The organism is Flavobacterium sp. HJSW_4 (genome assembly GCF_042436695.1).
Taxonomy (GTDB): Bacteria; Bacteroidota; Bacteroidia; order Flavobacteriales; family Flavobacteriaceae; genus Flavobacterium.
On sequence record NZ_JBHNPP010000012.1, the window covers coordinates 64,379 to 89,694 of the forward strand.

Here is a 25,316-nt window from a genome sequence, read left to right on the forward strand (position 1 = left end):
TTATGATAAAACGAAATCCAAGTACTCCTGCTGTAAATAATACTGATATTCCAGCGGAAACAGCTGTAGAAACTACTACAGAAGTGCAACCAGAAACAAAAACAACGGTTAAAAGAACAACTAGAACTGCCACAAAAACGCCTGCTACAAAAGCGACTACGCCAAGAACAGCTGCAAAAACCACAGCCGCAAAAGCACCAGCTGCCACGGTAAAACCAGTAGCAAAAACGCCTGTAAGAGCTGCTTCTAAAACAACTCCGAGCGGAACGGTGAAAAAACCTGCTACAACTCCTGCAAAAAAAGAACCTATTGTTTCTGAAATTGTAGAAATTAAAACCAATGATGTTTCAGAAAGCAAACCTGTTGTAACTGTTGAGAAAATTGGCAAAGAAAAAAACGATATAAAATCAAAGCTTAAAGCTAAACTTAAAGCAAAAAAAGAGAAGGAAAAGAAAAGAGAAAAAGCGATTAAAGCAGTAATCAAAAAATTAGAAAGAGCTAAAAAAGAAAAACTGAAAGCTGCCGCGAAGAAAAAAGAAAAAGCGAAAAAGGCAAAAGATAAAGCTCAAGCTAAAAAACTCGCTGCGAAGAAAGCTATAGCTCAGAAAAAGGCTAAAGCAAAAGCTAAAAAGAAAAAATAATCGAAGAAAGGTTTGACGTAAAGTTGAACCTTTTTTTGTCATTGCGAGGAACGAAGCAATCACATTTGCTATAATATGCTAGTGAGGTTGCTTCGTTCCTCGCAATGACAAACGTTGTGGTCAATTATCTTTGTCAAATTTTAAAAACTTTGACAAAGATTCTCAAAAGAAAAACTTACCCTCCAATCGCAATCATACTACGATTATCCGAATGAAGTGTTGGATCGTTAATTTCGTTAACAGTAGACATTCCCGCTCTAACTTTCTTTTTATTCTGAATAGAATCAGAAATCAGATCAGTAATAGATTCTCCATTTCTAAAAGCGGTCAATAAATCGGTTTCTGAATTGGAGAAAAGACAATTTTTTATTTTTCCGTCAGCCGTCAAGCGGATGCGGTTGCAGCTGTCACAAAAAGGATTGGTAATGGAACTAATGATTCCGAAATCGCCTTGAAAACCTTTTATTTTATACGTTCTTGCTGTGAAGTTTTTTTCGTCTTCTAATTTTTGAATTTCATCTGATGAAAATTGAGTTTCCACTAAAGATAAAATCTCCTTTTGCGAAACCATTTTGCTTCTGTCCCACTCGTTTCCTGCAAAAGGCATAAACTCTATAAATCTTACTGAAATTGGTAAAAACTGAGTCAGTTTTACAAAATCTACAATTTCGTTATCATTAAAACCTTTCATCAAAACGACATTTACTTTTACCTGAAAATCATTATTCAAAAGCAAATGCAAATTATCAATTACCTTCTCAAACTGATTTCTAAGTGTTATAGAATGAAATTTAGACGAAACCAAAGTATCTAAACTCAAATTGATCTTTTTGACATTAAATTGCTTTAAAACATCAATATGACGGTCGATTAGAATTCCGTTTGTGGTGATAGAAAGTGAAATATTTAAGTTCGATAATTTAGAAACAATCTCAGGAAAATCTTTTCTGAGTAAAGGTTCGCCGCCTGTTAATCTTATTTTGTCAACACCAGTTTTTACGAAAGTCTGAGCAATTGCAAAAATCTCTTCAGCCGTCATTAAACTGGCTTTTGGAGATAAAGCGATTCCATCCGCAGGCATGCAGTACGTACAACGCAGGTTGCACTTTTCCAGCAGCGAAATGCGCAAATAATTATGCTTGCGCCCAAAACCATCCGTCAAAATAGTGTTAGAGGCTGTCATGATTTTTACCTTTTAAAATATGAAAAACGTGTAATACGTGCGGAAAAACAGCGTCCATCGATTCTCGTACTCCGTTTGTTGAACCTGGCAAAGCCAAAACCAACGCTTTTCCTAAAGTTCCTGCAACGCTTCTAGAAAGCATCGCATACGGCATTCTATCTTGTCCGTAACTACGAATTGCTTCCTCAATTCCTGGAATTCTGCTTTCTAATAATGGAACCAAAGCTTCCGGAGTAACATCTCTTGGAGACAAACCTGTTCCGCCTGTAAAAATCACTAACTGATTTTCTTTAGCGAAAGCTTTTGTTTTTTCCTGAATAATATCCAATTCGTCTGGAATGATTTCGTAATGAGAAGTTTCAACTCCGTATGAATCTAATTTTTCTACAATCGTTTTTCCAGAACGATCTTCTTTATCACCTGCAAAAATCGAATCAGAACAAACGAAAACTGCCGCTTTTATTGCATTTGGAAACTTATTTTTGAAAGACGATTTTCCGCCTTCTTTATTGATTAATTTGATGGTCGAAATCTCTATTTCTTTATCAATTGGTTTCAGCATATCGTACATCGTCAACGCTACGATTGATGCGCCATGCATAGCTTCAACCTCAACCCCTGTTTTGTAAACGGTTTTTACTTTGAAAATAATATGAATGTCCAAACCTTCAATATTATATTCTACAAAAGTAAATTCAATTGGAAGCGGATGACAATCTGGAATAGACAAATGGGTGTTTTTTACCGCAAATAATCCGGCCGTTTTTGCCATTTCAAACACGTTTCCTTTTGGCACTAAATTGTTTACAATCGCATCAATTGTTTCTTGTTTGCTGACTTTGACAATTGCGGTTGCGGTTGCGACTCTTAAAGTGCTTATTTTATGCGTAATATCTACCATTTTAATTTCTTAGGTATTTTGTTTCCAAGTGAATGTATCGTTTTCAAACATTTCTTTACCAAAAATCGGCACATCTGTTTTTATCCAGTTTACGATGGCTTCTGTGGCTTCATAAACTTGTTTGCGACGTGTTGCCGAAACAAAAACGAACAAACAAATTTCGCCTGCTTTTACAACGCCTAAACTGTGGAAAATATGCATGCAGGTTAAATCGAATTTAGCGAAAGCTTTTTCACGAATCACGTACAACGCCTCATTTGCCATGTCTTTATAAGCCGAATAATCAATTGCTACAACTGTATTATCGTGAATTACATCGGCACGAACTTGTCCTAGAAAAATATTGTGTGCGCCAATCGTGTGTTTAGACTGGTGTTTCGCGATCGATTCTGCTATAAATTCTGGAGAAATCGGTCCTTCTACAAATACATTTTTACTCATTTTTTTATTTTTTTCGCCACGAATTCACGAATTATCACTTAATGATTCGTGCAATTCAACATTACACAAATTTATTTTTTAAAATTTATCCGCAAAGCATTGGATTAATTTGTGAATTCGTGGCTATTCTTTTTTTCTATCAATAAATGCTTCATCTCTAAAGCGCCACCAATAATGCTTTTTACATTTTCAAATTGATTTTTCTGAAGCAATTCTGCAGCAATTTTACTTCTGATTCCTGATTGGCAGAAAATATAAATCGTTTGTTTTTTATCTAATTTTTCAATTTCATTTTCTAAATTCATTAACGGAATCTGAATGCTATTTTTAAATTTTATTTTTGGCAATTCTTCTTCATTTCGAACATCTAAAAAAAGAACGGCATCGTTTTCTATTTCATCCAAAATAGATTCAAATTTCACTTCTTTAATTTGATTTTCAACTGAATTATATTTTTTTTCGAAATCTTCTTTGGTTATTTCTAAAGTTGAAGTTTTTTCGAAATCATATTTTTGCTGTTCATTTTTCAAAATATTGTAAACCAATATCTTTCCACTTAAAACTTCTCCAATTCCAAGAATCATTTTTATGACTTCATTGGCTTGAAACATTCCGATAATTCCAACTGAAACTCCTATTACACCAGCATCTTCGCAATTTGCAGCGTTCGAATTGTCATCTGGATATAAACATCTATATGTTGGTCCGTTTTGATAATTGAAAACTGAAACTTGTCCTTGAAATCTAAAAATAGAACCGTAAACCATTGGTTTATTCGTCACAAGACAAGCATCATTAATTAAATATTTTATCGAAATATTATCAGTTGCATCAACAATAATATCATATTTTTCAAATAAAGAAAAGGCATTTTTTCCAGCTAATTTCTCCGAAAAAACATTCACTTTAACCTGCGGATTTAATTCTGAAATCATGGCTTTTGCTTCTGCCGCTTTTCCTTTTCCAACCGACGAAGTTTTGTAAATTACTTGTCTGTGAAGATTTGAAACTTCGATAACATCATCATCTACAATCCCGATTTCGCCGATTCCTGCAGCAGCTAAATAAGGCAGAATGGAAGCAGCCAAACCTCCAGCGCCAATTACCAAAACTTTAGATTTTAGCAATTTGTACTGACCAACATCTCCAATTTCAGGAAGTATAATTTGTCTGTTATATCGTTCAGTTCCGCTCATAAATTTATTTTAGCCTCCAGCAAATGGCGGCAATAAAGCTACAATATCGCTGGTTTGCAAAGTATAATTTGCGTCTTTTGAAACTATTTTTTGATTTACCGCAACGCTGAAAGTCAATGATTCGAACTCGTATTTTTCATCTAAATCCTGCAAAAGTTTTTGCAATGATAATTCCTCTGAAAAAGTTAGTTTTTCGAATTCACATTTTGTTTTCTCAGCAACAGCTCCAAAATATTTAACCTCGATCATTTTTATAAATTTAAATTTTGAAAAATGAATTCATCATCAAAATGCTCTTGAAAATATTCTGTCAATTTTGATGTATTTTTCACCACTTCGCCAATCACAATAATTGCTGGTGATGAAATATTCTTTTCGGATACCAATTTAGTAATTGTACCAATAGTTCCTATAACTTTTTGTTCTGAATTTTTCGTTCCGTTCTGAATAATTGCGATTGGAAGATCGTCTTTTCTATTCTCTTGATAAATTGAAATAATCTCCTCTAATTTATGCATTCCCATCAAAATAACCACCGTTGCAGCCGATTTTGCAGCTAAATGAACGTCTTTTGATAATTCGTGATTTGAAGTTGTTCCCGTAATTACCCAAAAACTTTCAGCAATTTTACGTTGCGTCAAACTGATTCCTGCCGTAGCTGGAACGCCCAAAGCAGACGAAATTCCTGGAACAACAGCCGTTTCTAAACCAAATTTTACCGCATAATCAATTTCTTCACTTCCTCTTCCAAAAACAAAAGAATCGCCCCCTTTTAAACGAACCACGTGTCCATGAAGATTTGCCATCGAAACAATCAAATCGTTAATCTGATCTTGCGTGTAAGCATGACAGCCTAAACGTTTTCCAACAAAAACAATCTCTGCATTTGATGCATATTCTAGTAATTCTTCATTTACAAGAGCATCGTACAAAACTACATCGGCACTTTCTAAAGCTTTAATTGCTTTTAAAGTAATCAATTCAACGTCGCCTGGACCTGCGCCTACAATCGTCAATTTTGGTGTTTTTAAATTTCGCATAGTCTTTAAGTTAAATTGATATTCAGGTCGTTTAATTCGTCGGCCGAATTAATATTGGTTAAATGAAAGTTTTCGCTTTCTTCTATATTGATAATTTGATGGGGTAATTTCGCTAGCAAATCCATCATTTTTAATTCATTCGAATCAATTGCTTCTTTGATGGTCGGAACAATATTTTTGGAATAAATTCCGATTAACGGATGCGTTTTACTTTCTGAAGCAAAAACTGTAATCTCAGCTTCTTTGGTATGTTTTGAAATTAATTCCTGCAATAATTCTGTTGAAATTAACGGAATATCACAGCTTAAAATCAGATTGAATTTGGTTTTAGAATGAGATAACGCAGTGTAAATTCCGCCCAACGGACCTTTATCTACAATTAAATCAGGTATTTTTTCATACTCCAAATAATCGTATTCTTTTGATGCCGTTATCAATTTAATCTGATCTGTAATGGGTAAAATCGCCTGAATAATATGCTCAATAAATGGCTTATCCTGAAACAAAACCAATCCTTTTTCTGACTGCATTCTGGTGCTTTTTCCTCCGCAAAGAATAAATACTGATATTTTCATTGTTCTTTTTGTTTCAGGTTTAACGTTTCAAGTTTTGCTCACTGTGTGTCCAAGTTGTCGAACCATTCGTTGTTCTTTCCTTTTTTTAAGCTATATGCTTTTATTTATACAGCGCTTTTCATCATTGGCCATAAAATCTATTTTCTTCTTGCTATTTTCTTCTTGCTTCTTGCTTCTTGCTTCTTGCTTCTTTACTCTTTTTCTTCCTTCTCGCCTCTTTCTTCTATCCTTTCTAAAAAAACTAATCTATAGGCATAATTGTAACCGATGCGCCTTTTTTTATGCTTTCAACATCTTGTGGTACGATCACTAATCCATTCGCTATAGCGAAAGTATTCAGCATTGCAGAACTTTGTCCTTCTAAAATCTCAACACTAGTTTCATTATATAAAGCTTTTAAGAAAAGTGTTTTTCCTGTTGTATTGGTAATCTGATTCTCTAATTTACGGACAATTTTTGGCAAATGCGTATTAGAAAATCCCATTCTATTTTTGACAGCAGGATATACGTAGATATAAAAATTAGTCAATGACGACGCTGGATTTCCCGGAAGCGCAAATACCAAAGTATCTTTTTTAGCACCAAAAAACATCGGTTTTCCAGGTTTCTGATTGATTTTATAAAAAAGCTCTTCTACTCCATTTTTCAATAATGCTTCTTTTACAAAATCATAATCTCCAACCGAAATTCCGCCAGAAATCAATACAACATCATTCTTTTTAAGGATTGACTGCAATGCTCTTTTCGTCGCTTTTAAATTGTCTTTAACGGTATGAACTTTAATTTTATTAATTCCGATAGTCTGAAGTGCAGCTTGCAACATTATTGAATTGCTTTCATAGATTTTTCCTTTCGGAAGTTTCTTGCCTGGTTTCACCAATTCATTCCCTGTTACTAAAATGGCCACTTTCGGCTTTTTGTAAACTGTTATTTCTGTAATTCCTAAACACGCTAGAAAACCAATCGCTGCTGGAGTAATCAATGTATTAGCATCAAAAACAACATCTTCAGCGTTTATTTGTTCGCCTTTGCTTCTTACGTTAGCAAAAGCTTCTGGCTTTTTGGCAATCAAAATTGAATCACCATTTACCATTACATGCTCTTGCATGACCACAGTATCTGCATTTTTAGGAACGTAAGCTCCTGTAAAAATACGTACCGCTTCATTTTCTTTTAGTTTTATGTTCGAATGATCGCCTGCTTGCGAAATTCCGACCACATCAAATTGATGTCTTATAGAATGAGTAAAAGCGTAGCCATCCATAGCTGACTGACGAAACGGTGGCATTGAAATAGGCGAATAAACTGTTTCTGCCAAAATATACCCTAGCGCTTTACTGACCGAAATTTTCTGAGTTGACAAAACGGAACTATTTGCAGCAACAATTTCTAAGGCTTCTTTTACTTCTATCATTTCTTTTTGATTATAAAACTAAGTAAAAATACTTAATATAAATATAAGTATTTATCATTAGGTTGATTAAAAAAATTCTATTTTCTTTTATTATCTATAAAATTACTCTAATTTATTCAAAATCAACTTTAAAATTTCCATATAGATTTTATAAAATAATCCAAGAGACATTCTTTTATGGCTTTTTTATCGCCTTAAAACCATTAAAAATTCTTTTTTGGCTTATTTTAAAGTTCAAAATAAAGTGTAAAATACTACAATTTTAACTTGTAAATGAAATTTATTTTAACAATTTCAAAAAATTCAAATACCTCATCAAGTCTTTTAAAATAAGGCTTCAACGTGAAATCAATATTCTCCACAGCGCCTATAGAAGCATATTTTTCAAAAAAAACTCCACAAACTTTTGGTTTTTATTATATAAAATTTAACTTTGTCTATAGGATTAGTAGAGTTTAAATAGTATTTCAAAACCTTAAAAACTATTATTGTGAAAACAACAGAAAGCATATCGCGTTACAATCTTCGTAAAAACTACACTTATAGCACTATTTGTTATATGTGTATCTGTTGTTAATTACCTACTTATTTTGTTTGCCTTTAGATTTCATATCGAAGCAAATCTTTTAAAAACACCACCAAAAATATTTACTGAATTTAACCAAAGATCTCTTCCGATGCATTTGTTTGTGTTGGGGTCAGATTCTTGAAACTATATCTATTATTCAATAAATTAAATAACTAACAATTAAAAAAACTAAAATGAAAACAATGCAAAGCTGTTGCTGTAAATAAAAAAAGCCATTTCTGCGGCAACAGAAATGGCGAGGCTTAAAGAACATTTATCACTAAATCAAGAACACTTTTAGAGTGCTGTATAAACAGTGCTCAGGGCGTCTTGTTAATTACTTAAAACCAGTACAAAGAAATGAAAAAAAAATTAAACCTATATATACTCTTGCAGTTGCTCTTTATAACAGCAGGAATACACGCCCAAAATACCACGCCTCTTATTCAATCTAAACTTGACGGAACTGTTGTAGATGCTATTACAAATCAGCCAGTTATAGGTGCTTCGGTTACCATTAAAGGAACAACTCATGGTGTTGTGACAGATGCTGAAGGGAAATTCTACTTTCAAACGGGACAAAAATTCCCTTATACTTTGATTGTAAGTTACATTGGATATAAAAAACTGGAAATTATTGTTGAGAAAAATCCAGTTATTATTAATCTTAAAGAAGAACGTCAAGAGTTAGACGAATTAGTAGTTGTAGGTTACGGAACTCAAAAGAGAAAAGATATTACAGGATCTGTAGCCTCGGTTCCAAAGGCCAATTTGTCTCAGGTAACTTCTTCGGCAGATAACTTATTACGAGGTGCTGTAGCGGGGGTTGTAGTTACACAAAGTTCTGGACGTCCAGGCGCTTCTTCAAGTGTTCGCATTCGCGGAGGAAACTCAATTACTGCTGGTAACGAACCGCTTTATGTAGTTGACGGAATCTTAATTTACAACGATAATAGCAATAGTGGCGCTGGAGTAGCTTATTCAGGCGCAAGTGTAAACGTTCTTTCAACCATTAATCCTGCTGATATCGAATCTATCGAAGTTTTGAAAGACGCTTCAGCAACAGCGATTTACGGTTCACGTGGTGCGAATGGTGTTGTAATTATTACGACTAAAAAAGGAACAAAAGGACAAGATAATATTTCGTATCAAGGTTATTTCGGATTCCAGAATATTTCAAAGAAATTGAGATTAATGAATGCTAGCGAATGGGCAAGTTTAAGAAACGATGTTCAAGCAAGTATTGGCCAAGCGCCTTCTTTTTCTCCTGAGCAAATTGAGGCTTTAAAAACTTCTGGAAATTACGATTGGCAATCGGCGGCATTTGTAACTGCGGCACCTGTTCAGAATCATAATTTATCTTTTTCTGGAGGAGATGAAAAATCAAGATATGCTGTTTCTGCGGGCTATTTTGATCAAGACGGAATTGTTTTAGGATCAGATTTCAAACGTATTTCGCTTCGTGCAAACTATGAGAGAAACTATTCTACGAAGTTCAAATTTGGTGTGAATACCAATTATACAAACTCCATTTCAAATGGTGTCGGAACAAATGGAGGTGCAGGAGCTGGAAGAAATCCGAACCCGCTGGTTAGTGTACTTTTGACTGCTCCGGTTGTTCCTATCAAAAATACTGATGGAAGTTATAATGTAACTAATAATCCTTACGCAACTTCTGTAAATGGTTATGTTCCGAACCCGATCAACGATTTGGATAACACGACGAATGAAACCAAATTAAACAGAATTCTAACCAGTTTATTTGGCGAATATAAATTCAATAAAGAATTGACTGCAAAAGTAGCTGTAAGCGGTGATGTCTTGAATACGAAACAGAATTACTACGCTCCTTCAAACACAACTACAGGTGCGGGAACAAAAGGCTTGGCTTCTATTGGAGAAAGAACGGTTAGTTCTGTTTTGAATGAAAACACACTTAATTATAACACAACTTTTGGCGAAAATCATAAATTCTCTGCTTTAGGAGGCTACACGCTTCAATATACAAAAGGAGAAGTGGTAAATGCTGGCGCTAATACTTTTGTAAATGATAATAATACTTACAACGCTATTCAAGATGGTGTGCCAGTAAAACCATATAGCGACGCTTACGAAAGTGTTCTAAAATCTTGGTTAGCGAGAGTAAATTATTCTTATAAAGGAAAATACAATTTCACCTTATCTGGACGTGCAGATGGTTCTTCTAGATTTGGTTCTGAATCGCTTTGGGGCTACTTCCCTTCTGCTGGATTTTCATGGAATATTACTGATGAAGAATTCGCAAACAACATTAAAGGTGTAACGGAAGCCAAACTGAGAATTACAGCGGGAACAACAGGAAATCAAGAAATTGGAAATTACCTTCCGTTGGCTTCAATGGGTTCTGTAAATTATTCTTTTGGAGGAACATTATACACTGGTCTTGCTCCTACTCGATTGGCAAATCCTGATTTGAAATGGGAAAAAACAAATCAGTACAACGTTGGATTGGATTTATCATTATTAGATAGAAAAATCAATTTTGTTTTTGATGTATATTACAAAAAGACAAAAGATTTATTAATCAATGTTCCTGTTCCGTTGAGTTCGGGGTATGCAACTGTTCTTCAAAATATTGGAGGAGTTGAAAATAAAGGTTTTGAGGTTGGTTTAACAACTGAAAACGTGAAAACAAAAAACTTCGCTTGGAATTCGAACATAGTATTTTCTTTAAATAGAAATAAAGTTACCGAAATCGGAAATGGTGTAAACGAATTTTTCCCTGTAGTGCCAAATGGTTCTTTGCTTCAACAGCAACCCGTAATTGTAAAAGTGGGATTGCCTTTAGGAACTTTCTGGGGATACAAAACCAATGGAATTTTTCAAACTCAAGAAGAAGTTAACACACAACCAAAAATCAACAGTTTAGCAAATACGAAAGTCGGAGACAGAAAATATGTTGACACCAACGGAGATGGCGTAATTACAGCTTTGGATAAAGGAAATTTAGGTACTTCTCAGCCAAAATTTGTTGGAAGTTTCAGCAACACCGTTTCATACAACGATTTTGATTTGAATTTCTCATTTCAAGGAGCTTACGGAGGAAAAATCTTCAATGCTTTAAATCAGCAATTAGAAATTTCTACCCTTGGAACTAATGCTGCGGCAACTTTAAATGATCGCTGGACACCAACAAATCCGAGTAATGAAATCCCTAGAGCTTCTAGTTCGCCACTTGGAATTGTTTCTGAACGCTACGTAGAAGATGCGTCTTTCCTTAGATTGAAATTAATCACTTTAGGATACACTTTACCAAAAAGCGTTTCTAAAAAACTGGGAACTAAAAGCGTAAAAGTTTACATCTCTGCAGAAAACTTAATTACATGGACGAAATACACTGGTTATGATCCAGAGGTAAGTTCATACGAACAAAACAACTTATATCCGGGAATTGACTTTGGTTCTTATCCAAACTCCAAAACATTCATCTCGGGCTTGAACGTAACTTTCTAAGTAAAAAATATCAAAATGAAAAAAATCATTATAACATTCCTTTTAAGCGTCGGTTTATTGACATCGTGCGCTGATCTAGAGGTAACACCTACCTCTTTTGTAACCGAAGACAATTATTTTGTCACGCAAGATGATGCAACTGCAAGTGTGACCGCTGTTTATGCTTCTTTAAGCCTTGATCCTGGTGAGCAAAGTTTGTTTGGAAGAAACCTTTATTTCTTAACTGACATGGCTTCAGATTATGCGGCGGCGGGAGTTTCTGCAACGAATCCGCAGGTTAGAGCTTTGAGCAGTTTAACCCATGACGCAACTTCTGATCGTGTTCAAGTGGCTTGGAGACAAATTTATGCGGGAATTAATAGAGCCAATGTTTCTATTGATAATATTCCGAAAGTATCAGGTTCTGAAGTAATCAAAACAAGATTAATCAATGAAGCAAAATTTATCAGAGGTTTGCTTTATTTTCAAGCTGTTCGCCTTTGGGGAGGAGTTCCGATTGTTTTGCATGAATCAAAATCAATCAATTTAGGAGATTTAAAAACCAATCGTTCAACAGTTGACGAAGTGTACAATCAAATCGTTAAAGATTTAACAGATGCTGAAGCTTTACCAAAAACGTATACAGCGGCAGATGCAGGACGCGCAACTTCTGGTGCAGCAAAAGCAATTTTAGCAAAAGTTTATTTGACTCGAAAAGATTGGCCAAATGCGATTGCAAAATCTAGAGAAGTAATTGATGGTGGTTACGGATATGCTTTGTTTGAAGATTTTCAAGACATTTTCACTAAAACTAAAAAGAACGGAAAAGAGCATATTTTCTCTGTTCAGTTTGAGCCAAATCAAGCTGGAAACGGTTCTAGCGGAAGCACTTTTCAAGCAACAGCTTTTACTGGATTTACAGCGACCGAACCAGCAGATATTATCTCAGACGTTGCTTTGTTTTATGACATTTATGCCACTGGAGACAAAAGAAGAGATGTAAGTTATGCAAAACAGCTTCTAAATCCGGCAACTGGAACGCTTTATACATTTCCGAAACCCATCTTCAAAAAATATTTGGATGTAAGCAATCTGGCAACTCCTGCGAACGTAGCGATAAACTTTCCTGTTATTCGATATGCAGATATTCTTCTGTCTTTAGCGGAAGCGATAAACGAACAAAGCGGACCAACAGCTGAAGCTTATGAATTAATCAATCAAGTACGAAGAAGAGCTTTCGGAAAAGCAATTACAACACCTGATGCAACTGTTGATTTAGTTGGATTAGATCAGACTTCTTTTAGAGCTGCAATTCAAGAAGAACGCAAAAAAGAATTTGTTCAAGAAGGACAAAGATGGTTTGATTTGGTGCGTTGGGGAACTTTGGTTACGGAAATTAAAAAAGTGACGGCTAAAAACTCGGTTTCAGAAAGAAATAATCTTTATCCGATTCCGCAAAGCGAAAGAAATATTAATCCTGACGGTTTACCTCAGAATCCTGGCTACTAAAAATTTAAACACATAGAAACATAGATTTTAAATTATTAATCATAAAGAAAGTAGAAGAGAAACTCGTTTCTCCACACATAGATTGCTATGTGCATTCAAATAAGTGAAACGCCTTTTCAAGACAAAGTAAGTCTATGATTCTATGTGTTAAAAAAATAAGAACCATTATTTAAAATTATATAACTAAAAAAACTATAAACTATGAAAAATTTTAAAAATAGCATTGCTGTCAAGAGTCCGAAAAAAGGACTTTTGATTACTGCTATCCTGATTGCACAATTGGGATTAGCGCAAGAGAAAACAGAATTTAAAGGTACAATCGGTAAAACTTTGGCTGATTCTAAAGAATATTGGCCAGATCCTGTAAAAGCTCCAAAAGACGCTCCGAATGTGGTTTGGATTCTGTTAGACGATGTTGGGTTCGGAGCGGCAACAGCTTTCGGAGGTTTAATCAACACGCCGACTTTTGATAATCTAGCGAATAACGGACTTCGTTACACGAACTTTCACACGACAGCGATTTGTGCTCCTACCCGCGCCGCTTTGTTAACTGGAAGAAACTCAGGAAGAGTTCACGTAAGCGGATTTTCTCATACGATACTTTCTGCTGGTTTCCCTGGTTGGGATGGAAGAATTCCTTCTGATAAAGGAACAATTGCAGAAATTCTACGTGAGAATGGCTACAACACGTTTGCAGTTGGAAAATATGGCGTTACGCCAGACGAAGATGCAACAGATGCAGGTCCGTTTGACAGATGGCCGACAGGAAAAGGTTTCGATCATTTCTACGGATTCTTAGGTTCTCAAACCGATCAATACAATCCTGATTTAGTGGAAGATCAAGTTCATATTAAACCTGACGGACGTCACTTAAATGAATTAATTACTGATAAAGCAATCAGTTATATTCAGAAACAGCAAAAAGCTGCGCCAGGAAAACCATTTTTCTTATACTATGCGCCAGGAGCAGTTCACGCACCTCATCAAGTGGCTGAAAAATGGGTTGAACCTTACAAAGGAAAATTTGATGAAGGTTGGGATGTTTACCGCGAAAAAGTATTGGCAAACCAAAAAAAATTAGGTGTAATTCCACAAAATGCCGTTTTACCAGAACGTAACGCCTTAATTACAGAATGGAAAAAATTAACTCCAGACCAAAAGAAAGTGTATGCAAGATTTATGGAAGTTTACGCTGGATTCTTAACGTATACCGATTACGAAATTGGAAGAGTTGTAGATTATTTGAAGCAAAGTGGTCAGCTTGATAATACATTGATTTTTGTTGCGATTGGAGATAACGGAGCTAGTAAAGAAGGTACTTTACAAGGAACTATTAATCAAAGTTTATTTTCTCAAGGAAAAACAGACGAAGAGAATTTCCAAAGCAATTTAAATAACATTGGAGAAATTGGAACAGCTAAAGGTTTGAATACGAATTATCCATTAGGATGGGCTCAAGCAACAAATGCACCTTTCAAAAATTGGAAACAAGACGCACAATCTGAAGGCGGAACTCGTAATCCATTAATCGTATTTTATCCAAACGGAATTAAAGACAAAGGCGGCATCAGAAATCAATACAGCCACGTAACCGATCTTTTGCCTACAACTTTGGATATCGCTGGAATTAAAGCTCCTGAATACATCAAAAACATCAAACAAGATATTATTCAAGGTTCGACTTTCAAAGCTTCTCTAGATAATCCGAAAGCAGAATCATTGCATAAAGTTCAGTATTACTACATCTTCGGAAATAGAGCAATTTATAAAGACGGATGGAAAGCTTCTGCAGCGCATTTACCTGATTCTTTCGCAGTAAAAAAATCTATTGGAAGCAACGAAAAACCTGCTCCAAGCAACTTCGACACTGATGTTTGGGAATTATACAATCTAAACGAAGACTTTAACGAACGTAATAATCTGGCGAAAAAATATCCTGAAAAACTAGCTGAACTTCAAAAATTATTTGACGAACAAGCAAAAGAAAATAATGTCTATCCGTTGATCGATTGGCAAGATGTTTACAACAGAAGAATTCACAACACAGGAGCTGAAAAAGGAAAAACAGTTTCTGATTTAATCAAACAGGTTACTAAACCTGGAGGAACAAACAATTAAAACTCACAACCTGCAAGGTTTTAAGCGCCTTGCAGGTTCTAAAATAAACGATTATGAAACGAGTAGATTATGAAATTATAGGAAAAAAGATTGTCGTTGGGATAATCTTGTTTTTAGTTCCGCTGGCGATTTTAGCGGGAGGATTATCAATAATAAATCAATTTTTAAAATAAAGGAATCATGGCAATAGTTCAAAAAGAAAAATTAACAAGAGACTTGACTATTAGTTTCTTCATTTATTCGCTACCAGTGTTGGCGATATATCTTTATTTTAAATTGGGCGGAAGCGCTGTTAGCGAATCACATATCACGCTACCTTCATTTTTAGAATTTGCGCAGCCTGTTTTCGCAAACATCAGAACTTGGGGACTAACAGTATTTATGATTGTTTTAGGAATTATAGAATTTGCGGCAGGTTTATACGATGACGATTGGACGGGCGAAGAACGCAAAATTGATATTGTTTCTTTCTTAGCTCCAAAATTGATTTTACCTCCAATTATTGCATTTTTCAGCTTAACAGCTTTGCCTTATTTATTTCCAAATGCCGCAAATGCATTATCATGGGTTCCTTTTTGGGGAGGCTTTTTCTTAATTGCAATTGCCGACGATTTAACGCAATATTGGTATCACAGATTGCACCATCAAGTTCCATTTTTATGGCGTTTTCATAGAACACACCATTCTGCTCCATATATGGGAATGGCAATGCTTTCGAGACAAAACTTTATCTACACAGTTTTCTTTTCTCAAATTTATTTGACAGCAACTTTAACTTATTTAGGTTTAGGATTACCAGCTTTGTTTGTTTTGGTAATTAAAAGTTTCATCACTTTAGGCGCGCATTCAAGCATTGCGTGGGATAAGCCTTTTTACAAATACAAAGTATTGCATCCAATTGCTTGGATTTTAGAAAGATTGATTTCAACTCCTGCAACACATCATGCACATCACGCAGATACAAGCGGAGATGGTGTTGGCTACTTTAAAGGAAACTTTGGAAATATGTTTTTCATCTGGGACGTAATCTTCGGAACGGGTTTAATCACTCGAAAATTCCCAGAATCGTACGGGACAAAATCATACAAACAAGAAGAATGGTACGCTCAATTTTTATGGCCAATATTCAAATCTAAAAAAGAAGGAAGTCCTCTTGCTGAAGGCGTATTAGCATTTTCGACAAAGCCAAAAGTTGTTATCGAAGAAACTCCTGCTCCAGTGTTAGAACAGGTTTAATCTTTGATTTTTCTAACTTTTTTGAAGAAAACTTTTAGGATTTGTCATTTCGACGGAGGAGAAATCACACAAGAAATTCCGATTATAAAAAACAAATCTTTGCGGACAATCGAGTGTGATTTCTCGTTCCTCGAAATGACAAATTGTGGCGAAAAACAATTCGAAAACCACCAACCCAAAAAAACATGGCAAACTTCAAATTCAATAAAAAAATACTAATTCCGCTACTCTTACTTTTATTAATTGCGGCTTTTTTATTCTGGCCAATTAATACCTATGGAACTTTAATCAAAGAAGATCCTAAACTCGCAGAAGGAAAAAAAGAATTTTTAGCTTCAAAACCTACAGATTCTGGTTCTGGAAAAAAGACCAATATTATTATCCTTTTGGCTGATGATTTAGGGAAATATGATATTTCGCTCTACGGGGGAAAATCGACCCCAACTCCACAAATCGATTCTTTGGCAGCTTCTGGCGTGACTTTTACAGATGGTTATGTTTCAGCTTCCATTTGTTCGCCTTCAAGAGCGGGATTAATTACAGGAAGATATCAGGAACGTTTTGGACACGAATATCAGCCAGGCGATCGTTATCCAAAAAATAATCTCGAATATTATGCTTTTAATTACTTAATTGAAACTGATAATTGGAGATTAAATGACAAAATCGATTATCCAAATGATGCTTCAGTCGCAACGCAGGGGCTTCCAAAATCGGAAATCACTTTTGCAGATTTGGCCAAAAGACAAGGTTACAGCACCGGAATAATTGGTAAATGGCATTTGGGCCACAACAAAGGATTTTTTCCTTTAGATCGTGGTTTCGATTATCATTACGGATTTTATCAGGCTTTCTCGCTTTATGCGCCAGAAGATGACAATCCAGACATTATTAATCATCATCACAAAGATTTTACAGATAAAACCATTTGGGGGAAAGGCCGAGTTGGAATCGGTCAAATTCGTCGTGATACAACGATTATTGATGAAAAAGCATATTTAACAGAGAAATTTGCTGAAGAAGCAGAGGCTTTTATTGATAAGAATAAAAACAAGCCGTTCTTACTTTACATTCCGTTTAATGCACCTCACACGCCATTCCAGGTTCGTAAAAAATATTACGATCGTTTTCCGAATGTAAAAGACGAAAACAAACGTGTTTATTTTGCTATGATTAGCGCGTTAGATGATGCAATTGGAAGAATTCGCGAAAAAGTAAAAAAAGAAGGTTTGGAAGATAATACTTTAATCATTTTTGCGAGCGACAATGGCGGTGCCGATTATACTTTTGCAACCACAAATGCTCCGTTAAAAGGCGGAAAATTTTCTCATTTTGAAGGCGGAATTAATGTTCCTTTTGCACTTTCGTGGAAAGGAAAAATCAAACCTCATACTATTTACAAAACCCCTGTAAGCACTTTGGATATCTTTACCACAATTGCTTCGGCGATTGGTTCTGATTTGCCAAAAGATCGAGTTTATGATGGTGTCGATTTAATTAAAACAGTAAATGAAAATAAAATCGCTCACAACGATTTATATTGGCGTTCTGGCGATGCAAAAGCAGTTCGAAGCGGTGATTGGAAATTAATCATTAGCGGAAAAACGCATGAAAGATGGCTTTACAATCTGGCTAAAGATAAATCGGAAACAAAAGACCTCTCACAACTCAATCCTGAAAAAGTAAAAGAACTGGAAACAGCATTACAAACTTGGGAAAAAGGTTTAATTAAACCGCTTTGGCCCAATCTAACTTATTATGAATTTGACTTTGGAAAGCAGAAATACTTTGTTGATTTATAATATTCGCTATAATTACTTTTTTTGATATTTTAAGTAATTATACAAAAGCGGTTGTTGCTACAGCAATCGCTTTTAAAAAAAATAGTCTACAAAAAAAGCAGCAATTAAATTTGCTGCTTTTTTATTTTGATCCCAAAAAGAGTATTTTATTTTCTGAATTCGTTCAAAGATTTTTCGATAATCTCCAAACATTCTTGAATTTGTTCTTCAGTCATTACCAAAGGCGGAGCCAATCTGATTTTATTTCCGTGAGTTGGTTTTGCCAATAATCCGTTGTCTCTAAATTTTAGGCAGATTTCCCAAGCCAAATCAGATTCTTCATCTGTGTTGATTACAATTGCGTTCAATAAACCTTTTCCGCGCACCAGCGTAATCAAATCATTTTTAGCTGCAATATCGTTTAATCCTTTTCTTAAAATTACTCCAAGACGCTCTGCATTTTCAGCCAACTTTTCGTCTTTAATAACATCAAGAGCCGCAATCGCAACAGCCGCAGCAACTGGATTTCCTCCAAAAGTAGATCCGTGTTGTCCTGGTTTAATTACGTTCATGATTTCGTCATTACACAAAACCGCAGAAACTGGGTAAACTCCGCCAGAAATTGCTTTTCCTAAAATCAAAACGTCTGGTTGTACATTTTCGTGGTGAACGGCTAATAATTTTCCTGTTCTTGCAATTCCTGTTTGAACTTCATCAGCAATAAAAAGAACATTATGCTTTTCGCAAAGAGCTTTCGCTTTCGCTAAATAACCTTCAGAAGGAACATAAACTCCAGCTTCTCCTTGAATTGGTTCAACTAAGAATCCAGCGATATTTTTTGATGAATTTAAAGCGTTTTCAAGTGCTTCAAGATTATCGTATTCAATTTTAATGAAACCATCTGTAAAAGGCCCGAAGTTTTTACGCGCTGTTTCATCATTTGAAAATGAAATAATTGTAGTCGTTCTTCCGTGGAAATTATTCTCGCAAACAATAATCTGCGCCTGATTTTCTGGAATTCCTTTTACTTCGTAAGCCCATTTTCTAGAAATTTTTAAAGCAGTTTCAACCGCTTCGGCTCCTGTATTCATTGGAAGAACTTTATCAAAACCAAAATATTTGGTTACATATTCTTCGTAGTTTCCTAATTTATCATTGTAAAAAGCACGAGAAGTCAAAGTCAGTTTTTGCGCTTGCTCTACCATTGCATTCACAATTTTCGGATGGCAATGACCTTGATTTACTGCAGAATAAGCAGATAAAAAATCGTAGTATTTCTTTCCGTCAACATCCCAAACATATACTCCTTCTCCACGTTCTAAAACTACAGGAAGCGGATGGTAATTATGAGCTCCATATTTGTTTTCTTTTTCAATCAAAACTTCAGATTTTGACGAAAGTGTATTTTCTGTACTTATCATAATATGCTTTTTATTTCTACAAAAATATCAAAATTAAATTAAAAAAGGGATTTAAAATTAAATTTTGACTTTAAAATAACAAATTATAAGTCAAAACAAATATTTTAAACTCTAAAAAAAGTAAATTCCCTTTGAGAGAAATATTATTTATCAATGTTTATTAAAAAAAATAATTACTTTTATGAATTACAAAAACGCAATTTTAAACGATTTTTTACTGCATGGAATTATTAGACGAATTTGATATTAGCATTATTAAGGAATTGGAAAAAGATGGAAGAATGGCTTTTTCGTCAATCGCTGCTAATTTAAAAATATCAAATACGATGGTGCATCAGCGTATTAACAGAATGATTGAACAAGGTGTAATCGGGGGTATCAAACCCATCATTCAAGAAAAGAAAATAGGTTACGACTGGGCTTCCTTTACAGGACTTACATTAAACAAAGATTCTGATTCTGAAAGGATTATTGAAGCGCTTAAAGAAATTACTGAAATTACTGAATGTTATTATGTAACAGGTTCTTTTACGCTTTACATTAAAATTATTGCCAAAAATCATGAGCACATGCGCCGCATTCTTTACGAAAAAATCGATGGAATTCCAGGTATCGATAAAACCGATTCTATTGTAGAACTGGGCTGCGCATTTAAACGAAACATATCCTTATAGAAAAGAAAAATATTATTTCAAAATATTCGTTACAAACCTCACAATAATTTAGTTGTGAGGTTTTTTTGTAACATAATATTTCTGATATTTGTTAAAAATTACCAAATTATGAAAAATACCCTACTTATTTTATTCAGTGCAATCTTATTTTCTAACCTTATGAATGCGCAGTTAAAACCCGTTAAATATACCGAAGGGAGCCAACAGCTAAATGGCTTATTTATTAAATCTGCTAAAAAAAGCAGTAACAATCCTGGAATTTTGCTTTTACCTGCTTGGCTCGGAATTGACAATGCTTCAAAAGGAATTGCAGAAGAATTATCAAAACTAGGCTACAACGTTTTTATCGCTGATATCTACGGCGAAGGAAACTACCCTAAAAATACTGGTGAAGCTGGAAAACAAGCTGGTTTTTATAAAACAAACTTTGAAGCGTATCAAAAACGTATTGATGCTGCTTTGAAAGAATTAGTGAAATCTGGAGCAAACGCAGATAATATCGTCGCAATTGGATATTGTTTTGGAGGAACTGGGGTTCTAGAAGCAGCTCGCGGACATTTGAATGTAAAAGGAATCGCTTCTTTTCATGGCGGTTTAGGAAAAGATGCCAGCAGAAAAACAGAAGCTATCAACACAAAAGTTTTAATCTGTCACGGTGCTGATGATCCGTTTGTTTCTAAAGACGAAATTGCTTCTTTCCAACAAGAAATGCGCGATTCTAAAGCTGATTGGCAAATGATTTATTATGCAAATTCTGTGCACTCCTTTACAAATCCAGAAGCTGGAAGTGACAATTCTAAAGGTGCAGCTTACAACGCCCTTGCAGCCAAAAGATCTTTTGAGCATTTGCAGCTCTTCTTAAACGAATTACTTAAAAAATAATTGAACGCAAAATAATTTAAACTCATAAAAACATAGTTTTTTATTGCTTTTGTTTAAGATTACAGAAAAAGCAAGCTTTAACACATAGTCCTATGTGTATTATTCTAAGTGAAACGCCTTTACTAAATTCTTAAAAGCTATGTTTCTATGTGTTAAAACAAATTGCATCCAATGTGTTAAAACAAAAAACTAACCAAAACCAAATCAACTGAAATAGCCAATGTCACACAACAAAATTAGAGAAGACAAAACCTGCTTAAATTGCAGGCACGTTGTCGAGCAAAAATTTTGTCCTAACTGCGGACAAGAAAACAGTGATTCCAGAAAAACTTTCCACCATCTATTTGTTCATTTTTTTGAGGATTTAACTCATTATGAAAATGCATTCTGGAAAACGATAAAAAATCTTCTTTTTAAGCCTTCAACGCTTACTAAAGAATATCTTTCAGGAAAACGTTTGTCTTATTTAGCTCCTGTGAGATTGTATATTTTCATCAGTTTTATTACCTTTTTATTGATTGCTATGTTTCCTAGTAAAGTGAGTGGCGACATTGACAAAAGCGAAAAAGAAATAAATAAGGAACTTGCTAAAGCCACTCAAGGACTGGATATTAAAAAAGAAAACAAGAAATATTTCAGTTTTTTGAACATGAAGAAAATTGATTCTATTCAGAAAAATGGCAAAGAAGAAGACAAACTTAATGCTAGTAGTTATTGGTTTGTAGAAAAAGCAAGTCACGTCACTGAGAAATATACCAAAAAAGAGATTTATGAAAAATTTGCAGAAGGTTTCTTTCATAATCTTCCTAAAATTCTATTTATAATTATGCCGTTTTTCGCTTTTTTCTTGTGGCTTTTTCACAACAAAAAAAGATGGTATTATTTTGATCACGGAATATTCACACTCCATTATTTCTCCTTTCTCTTATTGATTTCCCTTATTATGTTTATTGTAGACAGGATTATTGGTTTATTTGGAGAAAATAGTCCGTTAACTTTTATTTCAGGCATTACCACATTTGCGGGAACCATTTGGATGTGTTACTACTTTTATCCTGCGCATCATCGTTTTTATGGTGAATCTAGAATTGTGTCATTTGTTAAAAGCGTTATGCTCTTTGTAATAAACTCACTTTTTATTCTATTTTTACTGACCCTTTACGTTCTTTACACATTTATTAATTTACACTAACTATTTAGAATGAAAAAATTACTCATTTTATTTTTAATTGTCACTGCGTATTCTTGTAAAACTACGCAGTCAACCGCATCGAAAGACAATTCGGATCCTTCAAAATATATTAAGGCGATCAGCGAAAAAGATCTTAAAACGATGCTTTATACTGTTGCTTCTGATGAAATGGAAGGTCGCGAAACTGGTTCTAAAGGACAGAAAAAAGCGGGTCTTTACATGATTGAGCAATACAAAAAAAATGGAATCTCTTTTCCAAAAGGAGCGTCAGATTACTACCAGCCTGTTCCTGCCGCATTTATGAACGCAAAACGTAATCAAAATTTACCTGATTCAGAAAACATCTGGGCTTATATTGAAGGTTCTGAAAAACCAGATGAAGTCTTAGTAATTTCTGCGCACTACGATCACGTTGGAATCAAAGATGGCGAAGTTTACAACGGAGCTGATGATGATGGTTCTGGAACTGTTGCTGTTATGGAAATGGCGAAAGCTTTCGCGAAAGCAAAAAAACAAGGACACGGACCAAAACGTTCTATTTTATTCTTGCATGTAACTGGTGAAGAGCATGGTTTACACGGATCTCGTTATTACTCTGAAAATCCGTTATTTCCAATCGCAAACACAATTGCAGACATCAATATCGATATGATCGGACGTCGTGATGTAGAACATGCAAATACAAACAATTATGTATATGTAATTGGTGCTGACAGATTATCATCTGATTTACACAATGCTGTTGTAGCTCAAAATGAGAAATTCATTAAAATGGACTTAGATTTCAAATTTAATGATCCAAAAGACCCAAACCATTTCTACGAGCGTTCTGACCACTATAACTTTGCAAAACATGGTATCCCGGCTGTTTTCTTCTTCAACGGAGTTCACGAAGATTACCACGGAAAAGGTGACGAACCTCAAAAAATCGAATACGACGCTTTAACAAAAAGAACTCAACTTGCTTTTGTAGTAGCTTGGGATTTAGCTAATAGAGAGAATAGACCTGTAGTTGATAAAAAATAGTTACAAAGGTTCAGAGGGACAAAGGAACAAAGCAACAAAGGCTTCTAATCTTTACCAATAAAAAAAGGATGAGTAAAACTCATCCTTTTTTTATGCATTTTATATTTTAAACTCAAAGACAAAACCTTTGTTCCTTTGAACCTCTGAGCCTTTGTCCCTTCCTCTAGTCATTCATAGAAATCAAGAATTCCTCATTATTCTTCGTTTTCTTGAAACGATCGTTTACGAAGTCCATAGATTCTACTGGGTTCATATCTGATAAATATTTACGCATGATCCACATTCTTTGTAATGTTTTTTCGTCTAATAACAAGTCATCACGACGTGTACTAGAAGAAGTAAGATCGATAGCAGGGAAAATACGTTTATTAGCTATCTTACGATCTAATTGTAATTCCATGTTACCCGTTCCTTTAAATTCTTCGAAGATAACTTCGTCCATTTTAGAACCAGTTTCTGTTAATGCAGTTGCGATGATACTTAAAGAACCTCCATTTTCTACATTTCTAGCTGCTCCAAAGAAACGTTTTGGTTTTTGTAATGCATTCGCATCCACACCTCCACTTAATACTTTTCCAGATGCTGGTTGAACCGTGTTGTAAGCTCTTGCTAAACGCGTAATAGAATCCAAAAGAATCACAACATCGTGACCGCATTCTACCAAACGTTTTGCTTTTTCTAATACGATGTTAGCGATTTTTACGTGTTCTTGTGGCTCTCTGTCGAAAGTTGAAGCAATAACCTCACCACGAACACTTCTTTGCATATCTGTAACCTCCTCAGGACGCTCATCAATAAGAAGAACAATCAAATAAACTTCAGGATGGTTGGCTGCAATTGCGTTTGCAATATCTTTAAGAAGCATTGTTTTACCTGTTTTAGGCTGTGCAACGATCATACCACGCTGACCTTTACCTATTGGTGAAAACAAATCTATAATTCTTGTTGAAATAGAACTGCCTTTTTCGGCTAGTTTGAATTTTTCTGAAGGAAAAACTGGTGTTAAGTGCTCGAAAGAAACCCTATCGCGAACTACTTGCGGATCGTGTCCATTAATTTTTAATACACGAACCAATGGAAAAAACTTCTCACCTTCTTTAGGCGGGCGAACCACTCCTTTTACAGTATCTCCGGTTTTTAAACCAAATAATCTGATTTGTGAAGTTGACAAATAAATATCGTCTGGAGAAGCTAAATAATTATAATCTGATGAACGTAAAAATCCGTAACCGTCTGGCATCATTTCTAAAACGCCTTCACTTTCAATAATTCCGTCAAATTCAAAATCTGAATCTCTGAAGTTATTATTGTTCTTTTTATTCTTGTGATTAGGGTTTTGGTTGTTATGATTTCCGCTTCCATTGCCATTCCCGTTCTGATTTTGATTCTGATTCGGGTTTTGATTTTGGTTCTGGTTCTGATTTTTATTCTGATTCGGATTGATCTTTTTTGCAGGAGCATTTTGTGGAGTTTTCTCAGCTGTTTCGGCTGTTGTCTCAGAAACAACTGGTTCTGATGGAGTTGACTCTGCAACTTCCTCTGTAGCAACTGCTTCTTTTTCTTTTTTCAGCGCTACTTTCTTCTCATATGCCTGTTTATTGAATTTCCCTCCTTTAGGCTCCTTTTTTACTGCTGGCGTATTATCTTCCTGTACTGCTTCAGTTGCCGTTTCTGCAATTGGCTGAACTGTTTCAGCAGTCTCGTTTTTTTGAACAGTTTCCTCTACTTTATCAAATTCTAAAACGGGAGTATTTTTGGTATTTGCTGCTTTTGGTTTTGCTGGCGCAATTCTAGCACGTTTTGGTTTCTCTTCTTTGGCATCAGAAACTACTTCTGCTTGAGGTGCTTGAGCCGGAGCATTAGTGCTCTCTTGGTGTGCTAAAATCTGACTAATTAAAGTCTCTTTCTTGACACCGGTAATCTTTATTGTTTTAGCTAACTTAGCTATTTCTTGAAGCTCAGCAAGCTTCATTTCTTTTAATGCAGAAATATCAAACATGAATGTTCTATGAATTTAATTATTTTAAAGGAAATACTGTAAAAAGAA

20 protein-coding genes are annotated in these 25,316 nt (G+C 34.8%); 10 read left to right on the forward strand and 10 right to left on the reverse strand.

Going from position 1 to position 25,316, the window contains the following annotated elements:
* Positions 1-2: 2 nt before the first annotated feature.
* Positions 3-641: a hypothetical protein gene (locus tag ACE01P_RS13125; RefSeq protein ID WP_379698473.1), complete on the forward strand. Its 639-nt coding sequence runs from the start codon at positions 3-5 to the stop codon at positions 639-641.
* Between the two features lie 175 nt (positions 642-816).
* Here the strand turns inward: ACE01P_RS13125 and moaA are convergent, their stop codons facing one another.
* The 8 genes from moaA to glp form a co-directional block, all read right to left on the reverse strand.
* On the reverse strand, positions 817-1,824 hold the full coding sequence (gene moaA, locus ACE01P_RS13130; RefSeq protein ID WP_379698476.1) for a GTP 3',8-cyclase MoaA: 1,008 nt from the start codon (positions 1,822-1,824) through the stop codon (positions 817-819).
* The gene (gene moaCB / locus ACE01P_RS13135) at positions 1,811-2,725 is read right to left on the reverse strand and encodes a bifunctional molybdenum cofactor biosynthesis protein MoaC/MoaB (RefSeq protein WP_379698478.1); all 915 of its coding nucleotides are present in this window, start codon (positions 2,723-2,725) and stop codon (positions 1,811-1,813) included. The genes moaA and moaCB overlap by 14 nt, the downstream gene beginning before the upstream one ends.
* 9 nt (positions 2,726-2,734) lie before the next feature.
* The gene (locus ACE01P_RS13140) at positions 2,735-3,166 is read right to left on the reverse strand and encodes a molybdenum cofactor biosynthesis protein MoaE (protein ID WP_379698480.1); all 432 of its coding nucleotides are present in this window, start codon (positions 3,164-3,166) and stop codon (positions 2,735-2,737) included.
* Between the two features lie 104 nt (positions 3,167-3,270).
* Complete coding sequence (locus ACE01P_RS13145) at positions 3,271-4,362, reverse strand: ThiF family adenylyltransferase (RefSeq protein WP_379698482.1); 1,092 nt, start codon at positions 4,360-4,362, stop codon at positions 3,271-3,273.
* Between the two features lie 9 nt (positions 4,363-4,371).
* Positions 4,372-4,611: a MoaD/ThiS family protein gene (locus ACE01P_RS13150; RefSeq protein WP_379698484.1), complete on the reverse strand. Its 240-nt coding sequence runs from the start codon at positions 4,609-4,611 to the stop codon at positions 4,372-4,374.
* 2 nt (positions 4,612-4,613) lie between these two features.
* Positions 4,614-5,402, reverse strand: coding sequence for a uroporphyrinogen-III C-methyltransferase (gene cobA / locus ACE01P_RS13155; RefSeq protein WP_379698486.1), 789 nt, complete (start codon positions 5,400-5,402; stop codon positions 4,614-4,616).
* 5 nt (positions 5,403-5,407) lie between these two features.
* Entirely contained in the window at positions 5,408-5,977 is a 570-nt protein-coding gene (locus tag ACE01P_RS13160) for a molybdenum cofactor guanylyltransferase (protein ID WP_379698488.1), read from the reverse strand.
* A 241-nt stretch (positions 5,978-6,218) separates the two neighbouring features.
* Complete coding sequence (gene glp / locus ACE01P_RS13165; RefSeq protein ID WP_379698490.1) at positions 6,219-7,391, reverse strand: gephyrin-like molybdotransferase Glp; 1,173 nt, start codon at positions 7,389-7,391, stop codon at positions 6,219-6,221.
* Between the two features lie 928 nt (positions 7,392-8,319).
* Between glp and ACE01P_RS13170 the strand changes: the two genes are divergently transcribed.
* The 5 genes from ACE01P_RS13170 (at position 8,320) to ACE01P_RS13190 (ending at position 18,095) form a co-directional block, all read left to right on the forward strand.
* On the forward strand, positions 8,320-11,451 hold the full coding sequence (locus ACE01P_RS13170) for a SusC/RagA family TonB-linked outer membrane protein (protein WP_379698492.1): 3,132 nt from the start codon (positions 8,320-8,322) through the stop codon (positions 11,449-11,451).
* Positions 11,452-11,466: 15 nt separating this feature from the next.
* Complete coding sequence (locus ACE01P_RS13175; protein WP_379698494.1) at positions 11,467-12,939, forward strand: RagB/SusD family nutrient uptake outer membrane protein; 1,473 nt, start codon at positions 11,467-11,469, stop codon at positions 12,937-12,939.
* 201 nt (positions 12,940-13,140) lie between these two features.
* Positions 13,141-15,057, forward strand: a complete 1,917-nt coding sequence (locus ACE01P_RS13180; RefSeq protein ID WP_379698496.1) for an arylsulfatase — start codon at positions 13,141-13,143, stop codon at positions 15,055-15,057.
* Positions 15,058-15,237: 180 nt separating this feature from the next.
* Positions 15,238-16,293: a sterol desaturase family protein gene (locus ACE01P_RS13185; protein ID WP_379698498.1), complete on the forward strand. Its 1,056-nt coding sequence runs from the start codon at positions 15,238-15,240 to the stop codon at positions 16,291-16,293.
* A 185-nt stretch (positions 16,294-16,478) separates the two neighbouring features.
* Positions 16,479-18,095 carry a sulfatase-like hydrolase/transferase gene (locus ACE01P_RS13190; protein ID WP_379698501.1) on the forward strand — a complete coding sequence of 539 codons (1,617 nt, stop codon included), beginning with the start codon at positions 16,479-16,481 and terminating at the stop codon, positions 18,093-18,095.
* Positions 18,096-18,241: 146 nt separating this feature from the next.
* Here the strand turns inward: ACE01P_RS13190 and rocD are convergent, their stop codons facing one another.
* Complete coding sequence (gene rocD, locus ACE01P_RS13195; protein WP_379698503.1) at positions 18,242-19,495, reverse strand: ornithine--oxo-acid transaminase; 1,254 nt, start codon at positions 19,493-19,495, stop codon at positions 18,242-18,244.
* A gap of 221 nt (positions 19,496-19,716) precedes the next feature.
* On the opposite strand from rocD, the gene ACE01P_RS13200 reads away from it, so the two are divergent.
* The 4 genes from ACE01P_RS13200 (at position 19,717) to ACE01P_RS13215 (ending at position 23,269) form a co-directional block, all read left to right on the forward strand.
* Positions 19,717-20,169, forward strand: a complete 453-nt coding sequence (locus ACE01P_RS13200; RefSeq protein WP_379698505.1) for an Lrp/AsnC family transcriptional regulator — start codon at positions 19,717-19,719, stop codon at positions 20,167-20,169.
* A 108-nt stretch (positions 20,170-20,277) separates the two neighbouring features.
* Positions 20,278-21,051, forward strand: a complete 774-nt coding sequence (locus ACE01P_RS13205; RefSeq protein WP_379698507.1) for a dienelactone hydrolase family protein — start codon at positions 20,278-20,280, stop codon at positions 21,049-21,051.
* A 220-nt stretch (positions 21,052-21,271) separates the two neighbouring features.
* On the forward strand, positions 21,272-22,243 hold the full coding sequence (locus ACE01P_RS13210; RefSeq protein WP_379698509.1) for a DUF3667 domain-containing protein: 972 nt from the start codon (positions 21,272-21,274) through the stop codon (positions 22,241-22,243).
* 9 nt (positions 22,244-22,252) lie between these two features.
* Complete coding sequence (locus ACE01P_RS13215; RefSeq protein WP_379698512.1) at positions 22,253-23,269, forward strand: M28 family peptidase; 1,017 nt, start codon at positions 22,253-22,255, stop codon at positions 23,267-23,269.
* Between the two features lie 163 nt (positions 23,270-23,432).
* Here the strand turns inward: ACE01P_RS13215 and rho are convergent, their stop codons facing one another.
* Positions 23,433-25,268: a transcription termination factor Rho gene (rho, locus tag ACE01P_RS13220; RefSeq protein ID WP_379698513.1), complete on the reverse strand. Its 1,836-nt coding sequence runs from the start codon at positions 25,266-25,268 to the stop codon at positions 23,433-23,435.
* Positions 25,269-25,316: the final 48 nt, after the last annotated feature.

Excerpts from the sequence above, each read along its gene's own strand:
- ACE01P_RS13150 (WP_379698484.1), bottom strand. The coding sequence starts at position 4,611 with ATGATCGAGGTTAAATATTTTGGAGCTGTTGCTGAGAAAACAAAATGT.
- ACE01P_RS13215 (WP_379698512.1), top strand. The coding sequence starts at position 22,253 with ATGAAAAAATTACTCATTTTATTTTTAATTGTCACTGCGTATTCTTGT.
- ACE01P_RS13180 (WP_379698496.1), top strand. The coding sequence starts at position 13,141 with ATGAAAAATTTTAAAAATAGCATTGCTGTCAAGAGTCCGAAAAAAGGA.
- ACE01P_RS13170 (WP_379698492.1), top strand. The coding sequence starts at position 8,320 with ATGAAAAAAAAATTAAACCTATATATACTCTTGCAGTTGCTCTTTATA.
- rho (WP_379698513.1), bottom strand. The coding sequence starts at position 25,268 with ATGTTTGATATTTCTGCATTAAAAGAAATGAAGCTTGCTGAGCTTCAA.
- rocD (WP_379698503.1), bottom strand. The coding sequence starts at position 19,495 with ATGATAAGTACAGAAAATACACTTTCGTCAAAATCTGAAGTTTTGATT.
- ACE01P_RS13185 (WP_379698498.1), top strand. The coding sequence starts at position 15,238 with ATGGCAATAGTTCAAAAAGAAAAATTAACAAGAGACTTGACTATTAGT.
- ACE01P_RS13140 (WP_379698480.1), bottom strand. The coding sequence starts at position 3,166 with ATGAGTAAAAATGTATTTGTAGAAGGACCGATTTCTCCAGAATTTATA.
- cobA (WP_379698486.1), bottom strand. The coding sequence starts at position 5,402 with ATGCGAAATTTAAAAACACCAAAATTGACGATTGTAGGCGCAGGTCCA.
- moaA (WP_379698476.1), bottom strand. The coding sequence starts at position 1,824 with ATGACAGCCTCTAACACTATTTTGACGGATGGTTTTGGGCGCAAGCAT.
- ACE01P_RS13175 (WP_379698494.1), top strand. The coding sequence starts at position 11,467 with ATGAAAAAAATCATTATAACATTCCTTTTAAGCGTCGGTTTATTGACA.
- ACE01P_RS13160 (WP_379698488.1), bottom strand. The coding sequence starts at position 5,977 with ATGAAAATATCAGTATTTATTCTTTGCGGAGGAAAAAGCACCAGAATG.
- ACE01P_RS13205 (WP_379698507.1), top strand. The coding sequence starts at position 20,278 with ATGAAAAATACCCTACTTATTTTATTCAGTGCAATCTTATTTTCTAAC.
- ACE01P_RS13145 (WP_379698482.1), bottom strand. The coding sequence starts at position 4,362 with ATGAGCGGAACTGAACGATATAACAGACAAATTATACTTCCTGAAATT.
- ACE01P_RS13190 (WP_379698501.1), top strand. The coding sequence starts at position 16,479 with ATGGCAAACTTCAAATTCAATAAAAAAATACTAATTCCGCTACTCTTA.
- moaCB (WP_379698478.1), bottom strand. The coding sequence starts at position 2,725 with ATGGTAGATATTACGCATAAAATAAGCACTTTAAGAGTCGCAACCGCA.
- ACE01P_RS13200 (WP_379698505.1), top strand. The coding sequence starts at position 19,717 with ATGGAATTATTAGACGAATTTGATATTAGCATTATTAAGGAATTGGAA.
- ACE01P_RS13125 (WP_379698473.1), top strand. The coding sequence starts at position 3 with ATGATAAAACGAAATCCAAGTACTCCTGCTGTAAATAATACTGATATT.
- ACE01P_RS13210 (WP_379698509.1), top strand. The coding sequence starts at position 21,272 with ATGTCACACAACAAAATTAGAGAAGACAAAACCTGCTTAAATTGCAGG.
- glp (WP_379698490.1), bottom strand. The coding sequence starts at position 7,391 with ATGATAGAAGTAAAAGAAGCCTTAGAAATTGTTGCTGCAAATAGTTCC.